A 21,254-nucleotide genomic window follows, 5' to 3' on the forward strand; every position below is an offset into this window, starting at 1 on the left:
GAAATATGCCAGTATTTTAGGCCAGATGGTGGTGATCGTTCTATGATCGACTGATGGTCACGAAATCGCGGCACGGCACCCGGGCCGAGGGCATCGCTCTGCCGGTGAACGTCGACAGGCGACTGCCGACTCCACTGCCGGATCAACTCACTCAGGAGCTGCGTCGTCTCATCTCGGACGGGACTCTGCACCCGGGGGACACGGTGCTGTCGAGCCGTCGTCTGGCCACACACTTGGGGATCTCCCGCGGCAGTGTGGAGACAGCGTACGCGCAGCTCGCCGTGGAGGGATTCCTCATCGCCGCCGAGCGTTCGGCGACGCGGATCAATCCCGAGCTGCCGGCCGCTTCGACACCTGTGCCTCAGCGCAGAAGCATCCCGGACTCGCCGAGGCGGCGCCTGCGCAACTATGTCGACCTGCGTCCGGGATTCGGCGGTGACGATCCTCTGCGTGAGCCGGCATTTCGCCGGGCGTGGCGGGAATCGCTCGACCTCGATCCAGGGCCGATCGATCCCTTGGGCCAGCCCCGTGCCCGGTGGGCGATCGCTGACTACCTGCGGCTGACGCGTGGAATGGCCGTCGATCCGGACGAGATCATCCTCACCAGCGGGTCTCGCGACGGTCTGCGTCTGCTGCTGAGCGTCGGCGTCTCCGGCTCCATCGCCGTGGAGAACCCCGGATTCCCCGGTCTGCGTCAGGCGATGACCGACCAGCATCTCGTGCCCCTGGACATGGTCGGTTCCTCGCCGGCGCCGGCCGATGTGGGTGCGGCCGTCGTGACACCGAATCATCAGTTCCCGCACGGAACGCCGATGCCGGTCGACCAGCGTGCGCGTCTGCTCGACTGGGCGGCGCGGGGTGATGCGCTCCTCATCGAGGACGACTACGACAGTGAGGCACGGTTCACCCGCACCGTGCTGCCGACCCTCTTCGATCTCGCCTCATCGACCGGCAGCAGCGCGCAGGTCGTCCACATAGGCACCTTCTCCGCTCTGCTGACCTCGGCCGTATCGACCGGGTACGTCATCGCTCGCGGACCGATCTCGGAGCGGCTCATGAGCATGCGTGCGGCTCTCGGGCCTGCGTTCTCACCGATTCTGCAGATGGCCATCGCCTCCTACCTCGGCTCCGGTGGGCTGCGCCGCCGCATCTCCCGCGGTCGGCGACGACTCCGGGCCGCCGAGGAGGTCGTGTCCGAGATCGGTCCGATCCCCGGTCTGGTCCATGACGGTCGCACGCTCGTCATCGAAACGTCTCAGGAACAGGCCGCGACACTGCTGCGTGAGCTGGCCGAGCGCGGCATCCTCGTCGCCTCTTTGGCCCGCGGCTGGACCGGCGGCGATGAAGTCAGGCACGGTCTGGTCATCGCGCATTCGAATGTCGAGGCAACTGTGCTGCGGGAGGCCTTGGGAGAGGTGAAGACCCTCTTGAGTAGGATTCAGTCATGAGGAATTCCGGATTTGCAGTCGACGGCATCATCAAGCTGCTGCTGGCCGTGGCCGGCTTCATCTTCCTCGGCGGACTCGAGGACTTCTTCCTCGCCCCACGCTGGCTGGTCATCACCGCTCTGGTGCTGCTCTTCCTCAGCGCCGCCACCCAGATCTCCTATGCCGTGACCAAGGGAGAGAGGCGCTATCTGAAGTTCCCGATGGTCTTCGACGCCCTTCTCATCGTCGCTGTCGTCGTCGGCCTCATCCTCGCGGCTGCGAGCAACCCGGCCGGTGCCTGGATCCTCTTCGGCTTGGTCGGTGTGGGCTCATTGGGCATCGCCGTGGTCTTCACGACCGGGGAGAACGGCCCGTCCTTCAGCGAAGAATAGCCGCAGAACCCCTGACCGCCAGTTGCGAAGGGTGACGAGCTCAGCGGTTGAACGCGATGGCCGCGATATGACCGTCCGGAATGCCGTCCTCGAGATCGTGGATGTCGACATCAGGGTGCGGTGAGTTCGGGTGCGGCCCGGCACCGATGTAGTCGAGACCCGGATCGCGAGCCAGGCCGGTGCTCAGTGCTTTGAGGAAGGCTTCGGTCCGCGCCCACACGCGGACGAAGCCGGCAGCGAAGTCGTCGTCGGGCAGCTCGTCGAGCTCAGCCCGTTCTCTTTCGTGAAGCAGCTGCATCGCCTCAAGGGCGACCCCGCGCTCGGGGATCGGTTCGATGTCGAGTCCGACCGGATCGTCGGAGACGGCGACGAGGACGAGGCGACGAGACCGGGACACCGAGAACTCGCACTCGTCGTGGCGCGGTTTGCCCGCCGAATCGAGGCGGATCTCGATCGCAGCGGGATCCTGATCCAGATGCGCTCCGAGGACGTGGCGGAGGACGACACGACCGGCAGACCAGGTGGCGGCCGCCTCGGCGTCGAATTCCTTCGCATAGTTGCGTTCCTGCTCGGTGAGCACGGAATCGTCATCGCGCGCCCACGCCGCCTCCGCCGAGGTATCGGCGAGGACGAGGGTGACGGGAAGGTCTGTGCGCAGTTCGGTGAAGCTGGGGTGGTGCGCCATCGATCAGCGGCCCAAGGCCTTGTTGATCTTCTTCAGTTTGCGGCCCAGGACGAAGATCCGCACCGAACCGATGATCCCGGCGATGAGGATGCCCCCGATCGCAGCGAAGAGCATGGCCACGCCCAGGGGCAGTTCGAACTGCCAGCCGAAGTACTTGAACTCGGCCGGGACGTTGTTCTGCAGAATGAAGATGAGCAGCAGGACGACGATGACGGCGCCGAGGATGAGGGAGATCCACATGCCCGCCGACATTCCTGACCCCGCCTTCGTCGACGGCAGCTCACCGGTGTGTCCCGCCGGAGGCTGCGTCTGTTCATGCTGCTCGTGCGGTGACATCTCCCGAGTCTTATCCACCGCAGCGGTCTCGCCCGTCGCGGGAGTATCGCTGCCGAGGACTGAATCGGTTTCGGCCAGGAGCTCTTCGGGCGTCTGCGAATCGCCACGCGGGTCTTGAGTACTCATGCGCCCCATCATAACTGCTGATAGGGAGGTGAGGTCAGGAACAGAGAAGGAGAGTTCAGGAACAGAGAACGAGTCCCGGCAGATGACTGCCGGGACTCTTTCTGTCGTTCCTCTCGGACGATCAGATGATCACCCGATGACTCGTCCAGTCGATCAGACGGTCTTGCTCAGCGACGAGATGATCTCGTTGAGCGTGGCCGAAGGACGCATGGCGGTTTCGGTCTTCACGTCGTTCGGGTAGTAGTAGCCTCCCAGATCGACGGGGCTGCCCTGCACCTCGAGGAGCTCGGCCACGATGGCGTCCTCCTTCTCGGTCAGTGCCTTCGCCACGGGAGCGATGGCCTCGGCCAGGGCTTCGTCCGAGGTCTGCTCGGCCAGCTGCTGGGCCCAGTAGAGAGTGAGGTAGAAGTGGCTGCCGCGGTTGTCGATCTCGCCGACCTTGCGCGACGGCGACTTGTTCTCCTCGAGGAACTTGCCGGTCGCGGCGTCGAGGGTGTCGGCCAGCACACCGGCCCGCTCGTTTCCATGGACGTTGAACTCGTGGCGGAAGGACTCTGCCAGGGCGAGGAACTCACCGAGGGAGTCCCACCGCAGGTGGTTCTCTTCGACGAGCTGCTCGACATGCTTCGGAGCCGAGCCGCCGGCACCGGTCTCGAACAGTCCACCGCCCGCGATCAGCGGGACCACGGAGAGCATCTTCGCCGAGGTGCCGAGTTCGAGGATCGGGAACAGGTCGGTGTTGTAGTCGCGGAGCACGTTGCCGGTCACCGAGATGGTGTCCTTGCCCTCACGGATGCGGTCGATGGAGAACTGAGTGGCCTCCACCGGGTTCATGATGCGGATGTCCAGGCCCTCTGTGTCGTGGTCACGCAGGTACTCCTCGACCTTCGCCTTGATGTTGCGGTCGTGGGCGCGGGTCTCATCGAGCCAGAACACGGCCGGGGTCTCGGACAGGCGGGCCCGAGTGACGGCGAGCTTGACCCAGTCGCGGACGGGGATGTCCTTCGTCTGGCAGGCACGCCAGATGTCACCGGCGGCGACCTCGTGGCTCATGAGCACATCGCCGGCGGAGTTGACGACCTCGACGGTTCCGGCCTCCGGGATCTCGAAGGTCTTGTCGTGGCTGCCGTACTCTTCGGCCTTCTGCGCCATAAGACCGACATTGGGCACGGTGCCCATGGTCCGCGGGTCGAAGGCGCCCTTGTCCTGGCAGTCCTCGATGACGGTCTGGTAGACGCCGGCGTAGGAGGAGTCGGGGATGACGGCCAGGGTGTCCTGGGTCTGGTCGTCCTTGTTCCACATCTTGCCGCCGACACGGATCATCGCGGGCATGGAGGCATCGACGATGACGTCGGAGGGCACATGGAGGTTCGTGATGCCCTTGTGCGAGTTGACCATGGCCAGGTCGGGGCCGTCTGCCAGGCCCTTCTCGATTCCGGCCTTGACTCCGGCGGCTGCGTCGGCAGGCAGGGTGTCGAGTCCGGCGAGGATGGCGGCCAGCCCGTTGTCGGAGGTCAGCCCAGCCTCGGCGAGGACGTCACCGTATTCGGCGAAGACATCGGGGAAGAAGGCTTCGATGACCTTGCCGAAGAGGATGGGGTCGGAGACCTTCATCATCGTGGCCTTGAGGTGGACGGAGAAGAGGACGCCGTCGGCCTTGGCCGCGGCGATCTGATCCTTGACGAACTCGTCGAGGGCGGCGGCGTTCATCTTCGTCGAATCGACGATCTCGCCGGCCAGGACGGGCAGGGACTCCTTGAGGACCGTCGTCTCTCCCGCGGCGGTCCGCAGGCGGATCGACAGGGTGTCATCGGCCTCGATGATCACAGACTTCTCGTTGTCGCGGAAGTCTCCCGATCCCATGGTGGCGACGCGGGTCTTCGAATCCTTCGACCATTCGCCCATCGAATGCGGGTGAGCTTTGGCGAAGTTCTTCACGGCCTGCGGAGCGCGACGGTCGGAGTTGCCCTCACGCAGCACCGGGTTGACGGCCGAACCCTTGACCTTGTCGTAGCGTGCCCGAACGTCCTTCTCCTCATCGGTCGAAGGCTCTTCCGGGTAGGCGGGCAGATCGTAGCCCTGGGACTGCAGCTCGGCGATCGTCGCCTTCAGCTGCGGGACGGATGCCGAGATGTTGGGCAGTTTGATGATGTTGGCATCGGCGGTCTTGGCGAGATCACCCAGCTCCGCGAGTGCGTCGCCGACCTGCTGGTCTTCGGGCAGGCGGTCGCTGAACTGGGCCAGCACGCGTGCGGCGAGAGAGATGTCCCTGGTCTCAACCTCGACACCGGCCGACGTGGCGAAGGCTTCGATGATCGGCTTGAGCGAATACGTCGCCAGAAGCGGCGCTTCATCCGTGCGCGTGTAAATGATTTTAGCCATAGTTAAGGACCACTCCGCATCTTCTTGGGGTTTATCGCCCTCCATCCTACCTTCTGGGCCATTTCGGTAGGCGGCCCAATCCGATGACGGTGCTCACATCTGCCGGTGGCACCCGGTAGTCTTCTGTGTCGGCACGGACACCAGAAAGAGGACGACAGTGGCCAAACTCTACTTCCGGTACGGGGCGATGAATTCCGGCAAGTCGACCGCTCTTCTGCAGGCGGCTTTCAACTACGAGGAACGCGGCCAGCGCGTCCTGCTGGCCAAGCCGCTGATCGACACCAAAGGCGCATCGCAGATCGTGTCCCGATTGGGCGTCACCCGCGAGGTCGACTTCGTCATTCCCGCCGACGGTGACGTCGAACGGATCTATGCCGAACACGCCGACTACGTCGACCACGACGCCCTCATCGAGTCCATCGACGCCCCGAAGATCCCGGTCGCGTGCCTGCTCATCGACGAAGCGCAGTTCCTCAGCCCCGTCCAAGTGGACTCGCTCATGCGCATCGCGACCGCCTCCTCGGTGCCGGTGATGTGCTACGGAATCCGCACGGACTTCCAGACGAAGGCGTTCCCCGGTTCAGCGCGACTGCTCGAGATCGCACACACCCTCGAAGAGCTCAAGACGATCTGCCGCTGCGGACGCAAGGCCATGTTCAACGGCCGCCTCGTCGACGGAGCGTTCATCTTCGACGGCGATCAGGTCGCCATCGACGGCAATTCCGTGACCTATGAGTCACTGTGCCCGAGCTGTTATCTCGAGTACTCCGGCGGTAGGCTGTCAACGACAGACTCCTGACCGATCCCTACTCAGCTTCCCCGTCGAATCCCGCTCGTCGACCCCATCGTCACCAGTCGAAATCCTCTCGCACCTGAAGTTCTCAAGGAGCCTCCATGCGCATCGCCGTCCGTGCCTTCAACGACAATCCCGGTTCTCCCGTCCTCGTCTTCGGCAACGCTCTGGGCACCAGAATGCCCTTGTGGACGCCCGTGGCCGCGCGTCTGGCCGACGATTTCCAGATCTACCTCACCGACCTGCCCGGACATACCCTTCCCGCCGACGATTCCCTCGCCGAGGCGGCCGCCCCGCTGACGATCGAAGCGTTGGCCTCCGGTGTCGTCGAGTCCCTCGCCGAACTCGGGGTGGAGTCCTTCACCTACTGCGGAGTCTCGATCTCCGGAGCCGTCGGACTGACCCTGGCACTCAACCATCCCGAAACACTCACCGGACTCGTCGCCTGTGCGACGGCGGAGAAGTTCGGCACCGCGGAATCCTGGGACGAACGCATCGCTGAGGTCCGCTCCGACGGAACCAAGAGCCTCGTCGATGACACCGCCGATCGGTGGTTCGCCGCCGGATTCCTCGGCGAGGACATCGCCACCGGTCACCTCATCCTGTCCGACCTCGCGCTCGTCGACGATGAGGCCTATATCGCGGCCGCCTCGGCGCTGACAACCTACGATCTGAGCGGGAAGCTCGGATCGATCACCACCCCGACGCTGGTCATGGCCGGTGCCCAGGATCCCGGCTGCACGCCGGAGGCGATGTCGGAGATGGCCGACCAGATCGAAAGTTCGCACTTCGTCACGATCCCGGACGCAGCTCATCTGCTGATGGTCGAACACCCCGATATCGTCGTCGACCACATCCAGGAGTTCTGCGGCCAGCTCTAGGCACATCCGCGCCTCCGGGTACAGATGCGGCCGCACACACGGGCCAAGGTCGAATCTCCCGGTAGCGGGATCACATCTGGCGTAGGCTGTGCGAAAGCACAGGCACACCTGCTCGAAGAGGAGTGAGAATGTCCCCGCGCCCGAATTCCGCTGAGTTCACATCCACCGAGATCGGTCTGCGCTCTCCCGGGGAACAAGAACCCGGCATCAGCCGCACCACCCTCCGAATCCGTTGGACCGGATTCCTGCTCGGCCTCATCTTCTCCACCCTGATCTACGCGATCATGCCTGCCGACGTCGGTCATGGAGCCAAACTGACTGCGGCAGTCGCGGTGCTCATGGCAGCCTGGTGGATGACAGAAGCGCTGCCGATCGCGGCGACGTCCCTCGTCCCGCTCGTGGCGTTCCCCGTGCTCGGCACGGACGTCGAGATGGAGACTGTCGGCGCCTCCTACGGCAACCCGATCATCTTCCTCTTCCTCGGCGGCTTCCTCATCGCCCTTGCCATGCAGCGATGGAATCTGCACCGCCGCATCGCACTCGTGACGCTGAGCATCATGGGCGACAGGCCGGGACCGATGATCGCCGGATTCATGATCGCCACCGGGTTCATCTCGATGTGGGTCTCGAATACGGCGACTGCGGTGATGATGCTGCCGATCGGAATGTCGGTGCTCATGATCGTGTCGAAGGTCATCGGCACAGCCCTGGGCGGCGACGCAGGCGCACCAAGCAAGGACGGGCGAGCAACCGACGGCGCAGCCGAGAACCCGAGCGACGGCGGCGATGACACAGGCATCGGCGCGGTCGTGAAGTCGAACTTCGGCACCGCCCTCATGCTCGGCATCGCCTATTCAGCATCGATCGGGTCGTTGGGCACCATCATCGGCACTCCTCCCAACCTCTTCCTCATCGGCTACCTCAAGGACAACCACGACATCTCCATCGGCTTCGGCCAGTGGATGATCGTCGGTGTGCCGCTGTCGGTGGTGATGATGGCCATCGCCTGGTTCCTGCTGGTCAAGGTGCTGTTCAAACCGGAGATCGACAGGATTCCCGGCGGACGTGAACTGATCCGTGAGGAACTGGCCAAACTGGGCCCTATGTCCACAGGTGAGAAGCTCGTGCTCGCGATGTTCGTTCTCGCAGCCGTCAGCTGGATCTCGCTGCCGCTGATCTTCGAGGAACCGCCGATCAGCGACGAAGGCATCGCCATGGCCGTTGGCCTACTGCTCTTCCTCATCCCCGGTGGGGCGAACCGCGGCGTGCGGCTCCTCGACTGGGACACCGCGGAGAAGCTGCCCTGGGGAGTCCTTCTGCTCTTCGGGGGCGGACTCGCGCTCTCCGCTCAGTTCTCTGACTCGGGGCTGACCGAATGGATCGGTGAGACCACGAGCGGTCTCGGCGTTCTGCCGACGATCCTCGTCGTCGCCATCTTCGCAGTCATCATCCTGTTCCTCACCGAGCTGACGTCGAACACTGCGACGGCAGCGACGTTCGTTCCCGTCGTCGGGGGAGTGGCGATGGGACTCGACCTCGACCCGCTGTTGCTGACGATTCCCGTCGCACTGGCCGCAACGTGCGCGTTCATGCTGCCGGTCGCGACACCGCCCAATGCGGTGGCATTCGGCTCTGGGTACGTCACCGTGGCGCAGATGGTCAAGGGCGGCCTGTGGCTCAATGTCATCGGCATCGTCCTCATCACCGCGACCGTGTATCTGCTCGCCGTTCCGGTATTCGGGATCACTGTCTGAGCTCGCGCGGAACTGGCAGACTGATGGCATGACTGAGCTGTTCGAACCGCTGACACTGCGCGGCACTGAGATTCCCAATCGCATCTGGCTGGCCCCGATGTGCCAGTACTCCTGCGAAGCCGAGGACGGAATGCCCGGCCCCTGGCATCTCGTCCACCTCGGCGCTCGGGCGCAGGGCGGATTCGGGCTCATCCTCACCGAAGCCTCCGCCGTCGTCCCCGAAGGCCGAATCTCACCGCAGGACGCCGGGATCTGGAACGACGACCAAGCCGAATCATGGTCGGCCGTCGTCGACTTCGTCCATTCGCAGGGTTCTGTCATCGGCATCCAGCTCGCCCATGCCGGCCGCAAAGCCAGCACCTATCGACCTTTCTCAGGAGAACCGAAGGGCAGCGTCCCCGAGTCGGAGGGCGGATGGCCCACATTCGGTGCCAGCCCCATCGCCTATCCGCAGCTGGCCGAGCCCGCGGAGATGACGAAGGACGACATCGCCGAGGTGGTCGCCGCCTTCACAGCTGCGGCCCGCCGTTCGATCGACGCCGGATTCGACCTCGTCGAACTCCACGCCGCCCACGGCTACCTGCTCCATTCCTTCCTGTCGCCGCTGTCGAACCAGCGCAGCGACGAATACGGCGGCGACCTTGCCGGCCGGTCCCGTCTGCTTCACGAGGTCTATGCGGCCGTGCGAGCCGAAGTCGGTGACGACGTGCCGGTGTTCGTGCGCCTCTCGGCCAGCGAATGGACCGAGGGCGGATTCGACGTCTCCGAAGCCGCCGAGGTCAGTCGTGCACTGTCGGAGGTCGGGGTCGACCTCATCGACGTCTCCTCGGGCGGCAACTACCCGGTGCGGATCCCCATCGGTCCCGGCTACCAGGTGTCCCTGGCCGCAGCGATTCGTGCCGAAGGGGTGCCGACCGGTGCCGTCGGACTCATCACCGATCCGAAGCAGGCCGAGACCATCCTCGGCACGGGACAGGCCGATGCGATCTTCATGGCCCGAGCCGCTCTGCGCGAACCCTCGTGGCCGCAGCGTGCCGCCCACGTCCTCGGAGTCGAACCCGGACCCTACCCTCCGCAGTACACCCGCGGAGCCTGGTGACCTGTCCCTGAACCTCGGAAGCATCAGCCCAGATTGAGGAGTGTGGAAATGAATACGATCGAGACCGAACACGTTGTCATCCGCTCTATCGCGGTCTCCGAGATGGCCAACAACGTCTATCTGCTCACCGCCAAGGAAACCGGCTCTCAAGTGCTCATCGATGCCGCCGACGACGCCGAGGCGATCACCGAGCTCATCGGCTTGAGCGCACAGGACACCGAGGCCGAACCCACGCTGCGGGCGATCATCACCACCCACCGGCATTGGGATCATATTCGGGCACTGCCGGCCACCTCGGCGGAATATCCGGAAGCGATGACCATCGCCGGCGCCGCGGATGCGGCTGCCATCACCGAGGCGGAAGGAGTGGAGATCGCGCATTCCGTCGATCACCTCGATGTCGGGGACTTCGGCGGTTTCGTCCTCCAAGCCATCGCCCTGCGGGGGCACACTCCCGGCTCGATCGCTCTGCTTCTGCGCGACGGGGGCCAGACGATCCTGTTCTCCGGCGACTCGCTGTTCCCGGGCGGGCCGGGTAAGACCTGGTCGGCCGAGGACTTCACCTCGCTCATGGACGACCTCGAGGACCGGGTCTTCGATGAGCTTCCGGACGAGACTCGTGTGCTGCCCGGGCATGGGGACTCGACGACCCTGGGCGACGAGCGCCCGAAGCTGGGGGAGTGGCGCGAACGGGGCTGGTGACCTCAGCTCGGCAGCGCCGCGAAGCCGATGAGCGCCCAGGCGATGGCTGACAGACCGACGGCGATGATGCCGATGTTCCATCGCGTCTCGATGACACGCTGACCGCCGGGGTTGGCCAGTTCTGCGTCGCTGAGCGACGAATAGCGTTCGAGCACGGAATCGACGGCCGGACTCGGATCCTCGACGAGCCGGCGCATACCGTTCTCGTCCTTCTCCCACTTCTTGCCCCTGCCGGCCAGCGGCCATGAGGCGAACTTCTTCTCATGGGTGCGCACGCTCAGCCCGAAGTGGGTTTCGAAGCCGTCGACGAGGTTCCACGGAATCGTCACGGTCTGCAGGGGATTGACCAAGACGAGCTGCTCTCGGTGCAGCTCGACACGGGGATACCGGTAGAAGACGAAGACCAAGGAGCCGACGGCCAGCGGGATGCCCGCGGCGGCGAGACCGCGCAGCGTGAAATCACCGAAGAGGATGGAGAGGACGCCGACGGCGCAGAGGCCGCCGACGATGAAGAACAGGGCCGTCGAACTCGTCGTCCGCACGACGGTCGGGTCGGTGTCATTGCGATCTATCTCACTGTCAGCCACCTGATCATCCTATCCATTGAGACTGAACAAAAGTTGTCTGTTGTCTTGGTCTCGAAACGGTAACGATTCACGAATTTGCTCATTATGTGGACTCCGTCACAGTCACCGGTGGATTAACTTTGATGCATTCCATGTGAAGAACATGAACGCGGTCACATGCGTCTCGGCCCCTGCCGACCCGTTGCCTGTGACCGGAATGCACTCCGGACTTGGGGTGCAAGTACGAGGGTGACTCGCCCTAGAACAACAAGGAGAGAACGTGAACAAGCGCTTCCTCGCGGCTGGTGCCTCTGTGGCTGCCGCTGCAATGGTGCTCACCGCCTGCACACCCCCTGGCGGAGGCGATGACGACGAAGCATCGAAGGACACCGCCGTCAACATCGGTTGGAACGAATCCTTCCGGTCGATGAACACACTGACCGCCAACGGCAATGCGACCTCGAATGCCATTCTCACCTACATGATGAATGACAACTTCGGGTACTACGACGGCGACCTCGAAGTCCAGGACGGAGCCCTCGGGAAGGTCGAGCAGGTCTCCGAAGATCCGCTCAAGGTCAAGTACACCTTCAACGATGATGCCAAGTGGTCCGACGGCACCCCGGTCGACGCCGCGGACCTGGCGCTGACCTGGGCAGGCACCTCGGCGAACTTCAACACCGTCGAAGCCAACAACAATGACGACGGATCGGTGAAGAAGAACGACGCGAAGACCGTCTACTTCGACTCCTCCACCGCGGGTTCGGCTCTGGTGAAGAAGTTCCCGGAGATCTCCGACGACGGCAAAGAGATCACGCTCGAATACTCGAAGCCCTATGCTGACTGGCAGACCGAATTCGGCACCGGTGCCGACGGCGTCGGCGTGCCCGCCCACATCGTGGCGAAGAAGGCCCTGGGCATCGACGATGCCCAGGAAGGCAAGGACGCGATCCTCAAGGCCATCAAGGACAAGGACACCGAGCAGCTCTCGAAGATCTCGAACACCTGGAACACCGGATTCGACTTCACCTCGATGCCGGAGGACGAGGATCTGCTGGTCCACAACGGTCCGTACAAGATGACGAAGTTCGAAGAGGGGCAGTACGTCACCCTCGAACTCGATGACAAGTACACGGGACCGGTGAAGCCGAAGGTCAAGACCGTCACGGTCCGCTACAACGGCGATCCGATGGCCATGATCCAGGCCATCGAGAACGGCGAAGTCGACATGACTCAGCCGCAGGCGACCGCCGACGTCCTCTCCGCCGCCGAGAAGATCGACGGTGTCACGGTCGATGCCGCCGATGGTGCGACCTACGAGCACGTCGACTTCACCTTCGACAACAAGGGTCCCTTCGATCCTGCTGCCAACGGCGGCGACGAGGAGAAGGCGAAGAAGGTCCGTCAGGCTTTCCTCAAGGCCATGCCGCGTGAGGACATCGTCGACAAGATCATCAAGCCCCTCAACGACAAGGCCGTCACCCGTGATTCGTACTCGCAGGTGCCCGGCTCGCCGATGTATGACGCGATCACCGAGGTCAACGGCGTTGCCGACGCTGCCGATGGTGACGTCGAGGCTGCGAAGAAGCTTCTGGAGGAGGCCGGAGTGGACTCCCCGACCGTGCGGGTCATGTACGACAACACGAACTCGCGTCGTCAGCAGGAGTTCCAGCTGATCAAGGAATCCGCCGAGAAGGCCGGCTTCAAGATCAAGGACGTCGGCGACGTCAACTGGGGCACCCGCCTCGGCGACGGCACCTACGATGTCTCGCTGTTCGGCTGGCAGTCGGAGGGCACCGGCGTGACCGAGAACGATGCGAACTTCCGCACCGGTGCTCAGAACAACTACGGCGGCTACTCGAACAAGGAGATGGACAAGATCCTCGACAAGCTGCTCGTGTCCAAGGAGGATGAGCAGCAGGATCTGCTCATCGACATGGAGAAGCAGCTGACCGAGGACGCCTTCGGCGCGCCGATCTTCCAGTTCCCCGAACTGACGATCTACCGTGACAGCGTCAAGAACGTGAAGTCGACCGCTGTGTCGCCGACGATGTTCTGGAACTACTGGGAGTGGGAAGTCAACTGATCCGCGACTGACGCGATCGGTTCTTCTCCACCCAAGCCTTCTGTGGGGATCACTGTGTGATCCCCACAGCGGCGTTTTCGGAAGATTGAAACGGAACCCCCATTATGATCAGATTCATCCTCCGACGATTGCTGTCGACGGCACTCGTGCTCCTCGTCGTCACCTTCGTCCTCTACCTGCTCCTCAACGTCGCCCTCGACTTCTTCTGGGACCTGCGTGCGAGCACCTCACCGAACATCGAGGCCCTCTACGAGTCGCGTCGCAGGCTCCTCGACCTCGACACCCCCGCGATCGTCCGCTACTTCAAGTGGCTGGCCGGCGTCGGCGGCTGCGCCATCGGCCAATGTGACTTCGGCATCGCCTGGAAGTCGGGCCAGGAGGTCACCGACCAGCTCCAGGGTGCGATCATCAACACGATCAAGCTCATCACCGCCTCGACGATCGTGGCCATCATCCTCGGCATCGCCGTGGGCATGATCTCGGCGATCCGCCAGTACTCGGGCTTCGACTACTTCATCACCTTCGTCTCGTTCCTCCTCTACTCGCTGCCCGTCTTCTGGGTGGCGGTGCTGCTCAAGCAGTACGGGGCGATCGACATCAACAACTTCATCAACGATCCGACCCTGGAATCCTGGTGGCCGATCATCATCGGCTGTGTGGCCATGGGACTGTTCTGGATGGGTGCGCTCGGCGGCAGCGCGAAGCGTCGCATCATCACCTTCCTCGCCGCAGCCCTCATCACCTTCGCCACCATCTACTACATCCTCGCCAGCGGCTGGATGCAGCACCCGTCGATCGGCCTCCTCGGTGTGATCGTCATCGGAGCCGGCGCAGCCATCGTCATGACGTATCTGTCGACGGGGCTGAAGAACCGCCGGGTGCTCTACGCCTCGCTGACCACAGTCGTCGTCGGAGCGCTCCTGTACTGGCCGCTGATGAACCTCTTCTACTACGTCGACATGAACTGGCTGTGGATGTTCGGGCTCTTCATCGTGGCGATCGCCGTCGCGATCGGCATCGGTCTGGCGTTCCGCGGTCCGGATCCCTGGGACACCGCACGCACAACGAGCTTCACCGCCATCATCGTGGCCGTGCTCATCTTCGCCGACAAAGTGTTTCAGGGCTGGCAGGAGTATTCCGACGACCCGGCCATCAACAATCGTCCGATCGCGACGATCGGCGCGTCGGCGCCGAACATCGACGGAGACTTCTGGATCACGAACCTCGACTCGTTCACTCACCTGCTGCTCCCGTCGATCGCGCTGGTCCTCATCTCCTTCGCCTCCTACACCCGCTACACCCGCGGTTCGATGCTCGAGGTCATGGGACAGGACTACATCCGCACGGCACGCGCCAAAGGTCTTAACGAACGTACGGTGATCATGCGCCACGCTCTGCGCAATGCGCTGCTGCCGCTGGCCTCGGTCATCCCTGTCGACATCATCACGATGATCGGCGGTGCCGTCATCACGGAGACGATCTTCGGCTGGAACGGCATGGGCAAGCTCTTCATCGACTCGCTGCACAACGCGGAGCTTGATCCGGTCATGGCCTACATCCTCATCACCGGTCTGCTCGCCATCATCGCCAACCTGGTCGCGGACTTCCTCTACGCCGTCCTCGACCCGAGAATCCGAGTGAACGCATGAGTACCAACAACGACAAACAGAACGCTCTCGCCCTCGACGAAGTCGGGGACAATGCGATCGAGTCGAAGGAGACCGAAGGTCTCTCCCAGGGCAAGATCGTCCTGCGCAAGTTCCTTCGCCACAAAGGCGCGATGATCTCGATCGTCGTCCTCGTGCTGGTGGCGATCTTCGCCTTCAGCGCACAGGGCTTCGGTGCTGTGCCGGGCTGGTGGAAGTTCAGCCATACGGCCTCCGGGCCCGTGGTCAACCCCGGGGGTGCCCCCACGTGGTCATTGGCGAACTTCTTCTCGCTCGGCGACCATCCGTTCGGACAGGATGAGATCGGTCGTGACAACTTCGCCAGGGTGATGAAGGGAACGCAGATCTCCCTGGTCGTCATGTTCATCATCGGCATCGTGTGCCTGATCATCGGCACAGTTGTCGGCGCGGTCGCCGGTTACTACCGCGGTTGGGTCGATTCGGTGCTCATGCGCATCACCGACGGCTTCGTCATCCTGCCGGTCATCGTGGTCGGCTCGATCCTCGGTGTGCTCGTCGGCGGAGCGAACGGCCCTCTGCTCGGTGTGGCGCTGGGCTGCATCCTCTGGGTCGGCCTCGCGCGACTCGTCCGCGGTGACTTCATGTCCCTGCGCGAACGCGAATTCGTCGACTCGGCCCGTGTGGCCGGGGCCAGCGACTTCCGAATCATGTTCAAGCACATGCTGCCCAATGCCATGGGCGTCATCATCGTCAACACGACACTGATCATGAGCCAGGCGATCGTCCTCGAAGCCTCCCTGAGCTACCTCGGCTTCGGCATCAAACCGCCCGGCATCTCGCTCGGTCAGCTCATCAGCGAATACCAGACCTCCTTCGCCACACGCCCGTGGCTGTTCTGGTGGCCCGGCCTGTTCATCATCGTCATCGCTCTGTGCGTGAACTTCATCGGCGACGGTCTGCGCGACGCGTTCGACCCGCGGATGAAGACGATCCCGAGCTGGAGAAAGATGAAGAAGGCCGAGCGCATGGCACAGAAGGAGGCGAAGTGATGGCCGGGAAGACAGCAGATACCCAACCGAAGAAGGGCTCCCCGATCCTTGAGGTCAATGACCTCGGAGTCCAGTTCTGGGTCAGCGACGAATGGTGGATGGCCGCCGAGCACCTCGACTACACCGTCAACGCCGGTGAAGTGCTCGCGATCGTCGGCGAGTCCGGTTCGGGCAAGTCGCAGTCGAGCATGTCCCTGCTCGGCCTCCTGCCGAGCAACGGCCGCGCGACCGGCTCAGCGAAGCTCAACGGACGTGAGCTCATCGGGATGCCGCCGGAGAGGATGCAGGCCGTGCGCGGCAACGACATCTCCGTGATCTTCCAGGAGCCGATGACGGCGCTCAACCCGGTCTACACCGCCGGGTACCAGATCGTGGAGACGCTGCGCGTCCACCTCGAGATCGGACCCAAGGAAGCCAAGGAACGAGCCCTCGAGCTCATGCGGCTCGTCGAGATCCCGGATCCCGAAGACCGGTTCCATTCGTTCCCGCACCAGCTCTCCGGCGGTCAGCGTCAGCGCATCATGATCGCGCAGGCTCTGGCCTGTCAGCCGAAGCTGCTCATCGCCGATGAGCCGACCACGGCGCTCGACGTCACGGTGCAGGCCGAGATCCTCAAGCTCATGCGTGAGCTGAAGTCGAAGCTCGATGCCGGGATCATCCTCATCACGCACGATATGGGCGTGGTCGCTGATATGGCCGACCGCATCATCGTCATGCGCGCCGGCAAGGTGGTCGAGTCGGGCACCGCGGAGGAGATCTTCTATCATCCGCAGCATCCGTATACGAAGCAGCTCCTCGAGGCTGTGCCCCACCTCGGCGCGGGTACCGAAGGCGAAGTATTCGGCGGCAGCGTCGGCGATGTCAGAGCCTCTCTGTCCGATATCAGCTCCGACCAGGTCTCGCACGCGGATGACCCGGTGGGGCGGCCGGAGGCCGGCGCGGGCGGAGATGGTCTCTCCGAGGCCGGGGCTGCCGATATGGCCGTGGCCGAGGCGCGTGCCCAGGCGACCGAACCGGATCGCCCCGACATCGAGATGGACTCCACGGACACGTATTACCATCCCGGTTCGCAGGCGGACTTCTCGAAGCCTTCGGCACTGCAGCTGCGTGACGCCGCGATCGAGTATCCCGCGATCGGTCGGAAGAAGGCCTTCCGTGCCGCTCACCACATCAACCTCATGATCGCCCCGGGCGAAGTCGTGGGCCTGGTGGGAGAGTCCGGTTCGGGCAAGACCACGATCGGGCGCGCGGCTCTGGGGCTGCTGCCCACGGTCGAAGGCGATATGGTCGTCAACGGCACGAGCATCAAAGGCCTGAGCAATAAGCAGATGAGGCCTCTGCGCAAGGAAGTCGGAATCGTATTCCAGGATCCCGGCTCCTCGCTCAATCCGCGACTGCCGGTCGGGGAGTCGATCGGTGAGCCGCTCTATCTCCATGAGGGGTTGAAGGGCCCGGAGCTGAGCAAGCGGGTCGAGGGGCTGCTGACCGCAGTCGAACTGCCGACCTCGATGCGCAACCGCTATCCGCATGAGCTCTCCGGCGGTCAGCGCCAGCGCATCGGCATCGCCCGTGCTCTGACTCTGCGACCGAAGCTGCTCATCGCCGATGAGCCGACGTCGGCGCTCGACGTGTCCGTGCAGGCGAAGGTCCTCGACCTGTTCGAAGGTCTGCAGAAGGAATACGGCTTCGCGTGTCTGTTCATCAGCCACGACCTGGCCGTGGTCGAACGCATCGCCGAGCGCATCGCGGTGATGCGCCACGGCTACCTCGTCGAGATCGGCAAGTCCTCGCAGGTCGTGGCGAACCCCGTCCACCCGTACACACAGCGTCTGCTGTCGGCGGTTCCGGTTCCGGATCCGACGGAGCAGCGCAAGCGCCGCGAGGCCCGCGACGCGGTCCTCGAGGCCACGATGAACGCCTGAGTTCGCCCCGGCTGACGGCCACCTGCACGCGAGAGCGTGCGGGTGGCCGTACAATTGTCTTTTGGGTCCGGGCTGGACCGATCTCTCTATCTCAAAAAGGTTCTTGATGACTGAAGCCATCACACGACGGGACAACCGCCGAAACGTAGCAATCGTCGCACACGTCGACCACGGCAAGACCACGCTGGTCGATGCCATGCTCCGGCAGACCGGTGTGTTCAGCGAACACGGCGACTTCGCCGAACGCGTCATGGATTCAGGCGACCTCGAACGTGAGAAGGGCATCACCATTCTCGCGAAGAACACCTCCGTCCTCTACAACGGTCCCTCGGCCGGCGAGGACCCCATTGTCATCAATGTCATCGACACCCCGGGCCACGCCGACTTCGGCGGAGAGGTCGAACGCGGGCTGTCCATGGTCGACGGCGTCGTCCTCCTCGTCGACGCATCGGAGGGTCCGCTGCCGCAGACCCGTTTCGTCCTGCGCAAGACGCTGGCCGCGAAGCTGCCCGTCATCCTCGTGATCAACAAGACCGACCGTGCCGATGCCCGCATCGACGGAGTCGTCGAGGAAGCCCAGGATCTGCTCCTGGGACTGGCCTCCGACCTCGCCGACGAAGTCCCCGACCTCGATGTCGACTCCGTTCTCGACGTTCCTGTCGTCTTCGCCGCCGCGAAGGCAGGTGCCGCCTCCCTCGAACAGCCCGCCGATGGAGCGGTCCCGGACAACCCCGACCTCGAACCGCTGTTCAAGACGATCCTCGAGACGATCCCGGCACCGGAGATCAACTCCGACGGCATTCTCCAGGCACACGTCACGAACCTCGACGCCTCGCCGTTCCTCGGTCGTCTGGCGCTGCTGCGCATCTTCGGCGGCACGCTGAAGAAGGGCCAGCAGGTCGCCTGGGCACGCGGTGACGAGATCAGCTCGGTGAAGATCACCGAACTGCTCGAGACCCAGGGCCTCGACCGAGTGCCCGCCACGGAGGCTTCGGCCGGTGACATCGTCGCGGTGGCCGGCATTCCCGACATCATGATCGGTGACACGCTCACCGACATCAACAATCCGAAGCCGATGCCGGCGATCGTCATCGACGATCCGGCGATCTCGATGACTGTGGGCATCAACACCTCCCCGCTGGCCGGCCGTGAGAAGAACACGAAGGTCACCGCCCGCATGGTCAAGGACCGCCTCGACCAGGAGCTCGTCGGCAACGTCTCACTCAAGGTCGTCCCGACCGAACGCCCTGACGCCTGGGAGGTCCAAGGTCGCGGTGAGCTGGCTCTGGCCATCCTCGTCGAGCAGATGCGCCGTGAAGGATTCGAACTCACGGTCGGCAAACCTCAGGTCGTGACCAAGCAGGTCGACGGCAAGGTCCACGAGCCCTTCGAAGAGCTCACGGTCGACGTGCCGGAGGACTACCTCGGCGCTGTGACTCAGCTGCTGGCTGCACGCAAGGGCGTCATGTCGACGATGACGAACCACGGCACCGGCTGGGTGCGGATGGAGTTCAAGGTTCCCGCCCGCGGCCTCATCGGCTTCCGCACTCGGTTCCTCACCGAGACCCGCGGCACCGGAATCGCGAACACGATCTCGGCCGGATACGGACCGTGGGCCGGCAATATCGAGTTCCGCATCAACGGCTCTCTCGTGGCCGACCGCGCCGGAACGGTGACCCCGTACGCGATGATCAACCTGCAGGACCGCGGCACCTTCTTCGTCGAACCGACCTCCGAGGTCTATGAGGGCCAGATCGTGGGCGAGAACTCCCGCGCCGACGACATGGACGTCAACATCACGAAGGAGAAGAAGCTGACGAACATGCGTTCGGCATCGGCTGACAGCTTCGAGAACCTCACTCCGCCGCGCAAGCTGACCCTCGAGGAGAGCCTCGAGTTCGCTCGTGAGGACGAGTGCGTCGAGGTCACCCCGGGTGCCATCCGCATCCGCAAGGTCGAACTCGATCAGAAGGAACGCGCCAAGCTCTACGCGAAGATGCGCCGCCAGAACGCCTGAGCCGGAATCCTTGATCCGGCAGCACCGAATGACCTCGAGCACCCAGGAACCAATGACTGTTACGCCACGCGTCCTCCTCGTGCACGCTCATCCCGACGATGAGACGATCACGACGGGCGGCACGATCGCCGCATTGGTCTCCGAGGGTGCCGAGGTCATGGTGCTCACCGCCACCCGCGGTGAGGGCGGCGAGGTCATCCCCGCAGAGCTGAAGCAGCTCGAGGGCGACCGGGCCGGTCTCGCCCGGGCCCGGGAGCAGGAGATCGCCGAAGCGATGCGTGCCCTCGGCGTGCGCATGCACACCTTCCTCGGCGGGACCACGCGCACCTTCGAGGATTCGGGCATGGAATGGGGACCGGACGGTCATGCCCGACCGGCGTCATCGATGACCGACGATGCTCTGTGCGCAGCTGACATCACGACCGTGGCCCGGCATATCGCTGCCGTCATCGATGCCTTCGAACCGCATGCGATCATCACCTATGCCGCCAACGGGGGCTATGGTCACCCCGACCACGTGCGGGTGCACGAGGCCACGACTGCGGCATTCGACTTCGCCGAATGGCGGACCGGTCGGCTCCTGTACGTCGACACCCCCACCGAGGTGGCCCGCCGATCGTTCGACCCCAACCAGGACGGGTTCGCCGACACCGGGTTCGCTGCCGCCGAGACGATCCCGGCCAAACCACCGGTCGGTCAGATCGTCGTCGACCAGGACGTCGCCTCGGTGCTGCCGGCCAAACGGGCGGCACTCGAGGCTCATCGCACCCAGGTGAGCGTGTCCGGCGGCTTCTTCGCCCTGTCGAACGGTGTCGGTCAGAGGATCGGCGATCGCGAATTTTTCTCCATCGGGGCAGGCACTCCGATCCCGTCCGAGATGCTGACCGCCGGACCGGCCCCGCACGTGCTCGCCGGACTCGACATCGCAGCGGTCGACAACCAGGAGAACGCGGCAGCGGCCGCGCCTGCCCGACGTCGTCGCGAGCCGCGGAAGCCCGGAATCTTCGCCTACCTCCACGCTGCCGTGCTCGGACTGCTCATCGCCTTCCTCGGCACCATGCAGCACCTCAACGTCACTGTCGTCAATTTCGGCGACACCCCGATCATCGTGCCGTGGGGACTCGCGTTGGCGCTGGCCCTGGCCGCGGCGAGCCTGTGGCATCTGAAGACGATGTACCGCAGCAGCGCCCCGATGCTTCTGGCCGCCGTGATCATCGCCGTGCTGTCCTTCGTCTTCGGCCAGCCGAAGTGGCTGCCCGGCGCCGATATGATCGTCACCGGTCTGCTGCGTTCCGTTGTGTGGCTGCTCGGACCGATGGTCCTGGCCGCTGTCTTCTCCTTCATCAGCGTGCGCGGGCGCGGTCGCACTCGCTAGACTCGTCCGAACCGCACCGACACAGTCGATATCG

General features: G+C 64.0%; 17 protein-coding genes. 13 read left to right on the forward strand and 4 right to left on the reverse strand.

Annotated features, from left to right (window positions below; translation table 11 throughout):
- Nucleotides 1-53 precede the first annotated feature (53 nt).
- Complete coding sequence (locus tag HF684_RS07830) at nt 54-1,448, forward strand: PLP-dependent aminotransferase family protein (protein ID WP_169252042.1); 1,395 nt, start codon at nt 54-56, stop codon at nt 1,446-1,448.
- Entirely contained in the window at nt 1,445-1,819 is a 375-nt protein-coding gene (locus HF684_RS07835; RefSeq protein ID WP_169252043.1) for a hypothetical protein, read from the forward strand. Before HF684_RS07830 ends, HF684_RS07835 begins: the two co-directional genes overlap by 4 nt.
- 40 nt (nt 1,820-1,859) lie before the next feature.
- Here HF684_RS07835 and HF684_RS07840 read toward each other — a convergent pair whose 3' ends face one another.
- From HF684_RS07840 to HF684_RS07850, 3 genes are all read right to left on the reverse strand, one after another.
- Complete coding sequence (locus tag HF684_RS07840; protein WP_169252044.1) at nt 1,860-2,504, reverse strand: 4'-phosphopantetheinyl transferase superfamily protein; 645 nt, start codon at nt 2,502-2,504, stop codon at nt 1,860-1,862.
- 3 nt (nt 2,505-2,507) lie between these two features.
- Nucleotides 2,508-2,966: a lipopolysaccharide assembly protein LapA domain-containing protein gene (locus HF684_RS07845; protein WP_169252045.1), complete on the reverse strand. Its 459-nt coding sequence runs from the start codon at nt 2,964-2,966 to the stop codon at nt 2,508-2,510.
- 153 nt (nt 2,967-3,119) lie between these two features.
- Nucleotides 3,120-5,348 (reverse strand): NADP-dependent isocitrate dehydrogenase, encoded by a 2,229-nt coding sequence (locus HF684_RS07850; RefSeq protein ID WP_169252046.1) that lies wholly within the window; start codon nt 5,346-5,348, stop codon nt 3,120-3,122.
- Between the two features lie 157 nt (nt 5,349-5,505).
- On the opposite strand from HF684_RS07850, the gene HF684_RS07855 reads away from it, so the two are divergent.
- The 5 genes from HF684_RS07855 (at nt 5,506) to HF684_RS07875 (ending at nt 10,577) form a co-directional block, all read left to right on the forward strand.
- A complete protein-coding gene (locus tag HF684_RS07855; protein WP_025776993.1) occupies nt 5,506-6,147 on the forward strand; it encodes a thymidine kinase in 642 nt (213 codons plus the stop codon).
- A 95-nt stretch (nt 6,148-6,242) separates the two neighbouring features.
- Nucleotides 6,243-7,022: an alpha/beta fold hydrolase gene (locus HF684_RS07860; protein WP_169252047.1), complete on the forward strand. Its 780-nt coding sequence runs from the start codon at nt 6,243-6,245 to the stop codon at nt 7,020-7,022.
- 128 nt (nt 7,023-7,150) lie between these two features.
- The gene (locus tag HF684_RS07865; RefSeq protein ID WP_169252048.1) at nt 7,151-8,776 is read left to right on the forward strand and encodes a DASS family sodium-coupled anion symporter; all 1,626 of its coding nucleotides are present in this window, start codon (nt 7,151-7,153) and stop codon (nt 8,774-8,776) included.
- A 28-nt stretch (nt 8,777-8,804) separates the two neighbouring features.
- Nucleotides 8,805-9,875, forward strand: a complete 1,071-nt coding sequence (locus tag HF684_RS07870) for an NADH:flavin oxidoreductase/NADH oxidase (protein ID WP_169252049.1) — start codon at nt 8,805-8,807, stop codon at nt 9,873-9,875.
- 48 nt (nt 9,876-9,923) lie between these two features.
- Nucleotides 9,924-10,577 carry an MBL fold metallo-hydrolase gene (locus tag HF684_RS07875; protein WP_169252050.1) on the forward strand — a complete coding sequence of 218 codons (654 nt, stop codon included), beginning with the start codon at nt 9,924-9,926 and terminating at the stop codon, nt 10,575-10,577.
- A gap of 2 nt (nt 10,578-10,579) precedes the next feature.
- Here the strand turns inward: HF684_RS07875 and HF684_RS07880 are convergent, their stop codons facing one another.
- Nucleotides 10,580-11,164 carry a hypothetical protein gene (locus HF684_RS07880; protein ID WP_169252051.1) on the reverse strand — a complete coding sequence of 195 codons (585 nt, stop codon included), beginning with the start codon at nt 11,162-11,164 and terminating at the stop codon, nt 10,580-10,582.
- A 259-nt stretch (nt 11,165-11,423) separates the two neighbouring features.
- Here HF684_RS07880 and HF684_RS07885 point away from each other — a divergent pair, with 259 nt between their 5' ends.
- The 6 genes from HF684_RS07885 to HF684_RS07910 all read left to right on the forward strand — a co-directional run bounded on the left by HF684_RS07885 (nt 11,424) and on the right by HF684_RS07910 (nt 21,220).
- Nucleotides 11,424-13,229 carry an ABC transporter family substrate-binding protein gene (locus HF684_RS07885; protein WP_169252052.1) on the forward strand — a complete coding sequence of 602 codons (1,806 nt, stop codon included), beginning with the start codon at nt 11,424-11,426 and terminating at the stop codon, nt 13,227-13,229.
- A gap of 104 nt (nt 13,230-13,333) precedes the next feature.
- The gene (locus tag HF684_RS07890; protein ID WP_169252053.1) at nt 13,334-14,878 is read left to right on the forward strand and encodes an ABC transporter permease; all 1,545 of its coding nucleotides are present in this window, start codon (nt 13,334-13,336) and stop codon (nt 14,876-14,878) included.
- Entirely contained in the window at nt 14,875-15,906 is a 1,032-nt protein-coding gene (locus tag HF684_RS07895; RefSeq protein ID WP_101553887.1) for an ABC transporter permease, read from the forward strand. Before HF684_RS07890 ends, HF684_RS07895 begins: the two co-directional genes overlap by 4 nt.
- Nucleotides 15,906-17,828, forward strand: coding sequence for an ABC transporter ATP-binding protein (locus HF684_RS07900; RefSeq protein WP_169252054.1), 1,923 nt, complete (start codon nt 15,906-15,908; stop codon nt 17,826-17,828). Before HF684_RS07895 ends, HF684_RS07900 begins: the two co-directional genes overlap by 1 nt.
- A 106-nt stretch (nt 17,829-17,934) precedes the next feature.
- On the forward strand, nt 17,935-19,845 hold the full coding sequence (gene typA / locus HF684_RS07905) for a translational GTPase TypA (RefSeq protein ID WP_169252055.1): 1,911 nt from the start codon (nt 17,935-17,937) through the stop codon (nt 19,843-19,845).
- Between the two features lie 52 nt (nt 19,846-19,897).
- On the forward strand, nt 19,898-21,220 hold the full coding sequence (locus HF684_RS07910) for a PIG-L family deacetylase (RefSeq protein WP_169252056.1): 1,323 nt from the start codon (nt 19,898-19,900) through the stop codon (nt 21,218-21,220).
- Nucleotides 21,221-21,254: the final 34 nt, after the last annotated feature.

It is taken from the genome of Brevibacterium sp. 'Marine', from assembly GCF_012844365.1.
Classification (GTDB): domain Bacteria; phylum Actinomycetota; class Actinomycetes; order Actinomycetales; family Brevibacteriaceae; genus Brevibacterium.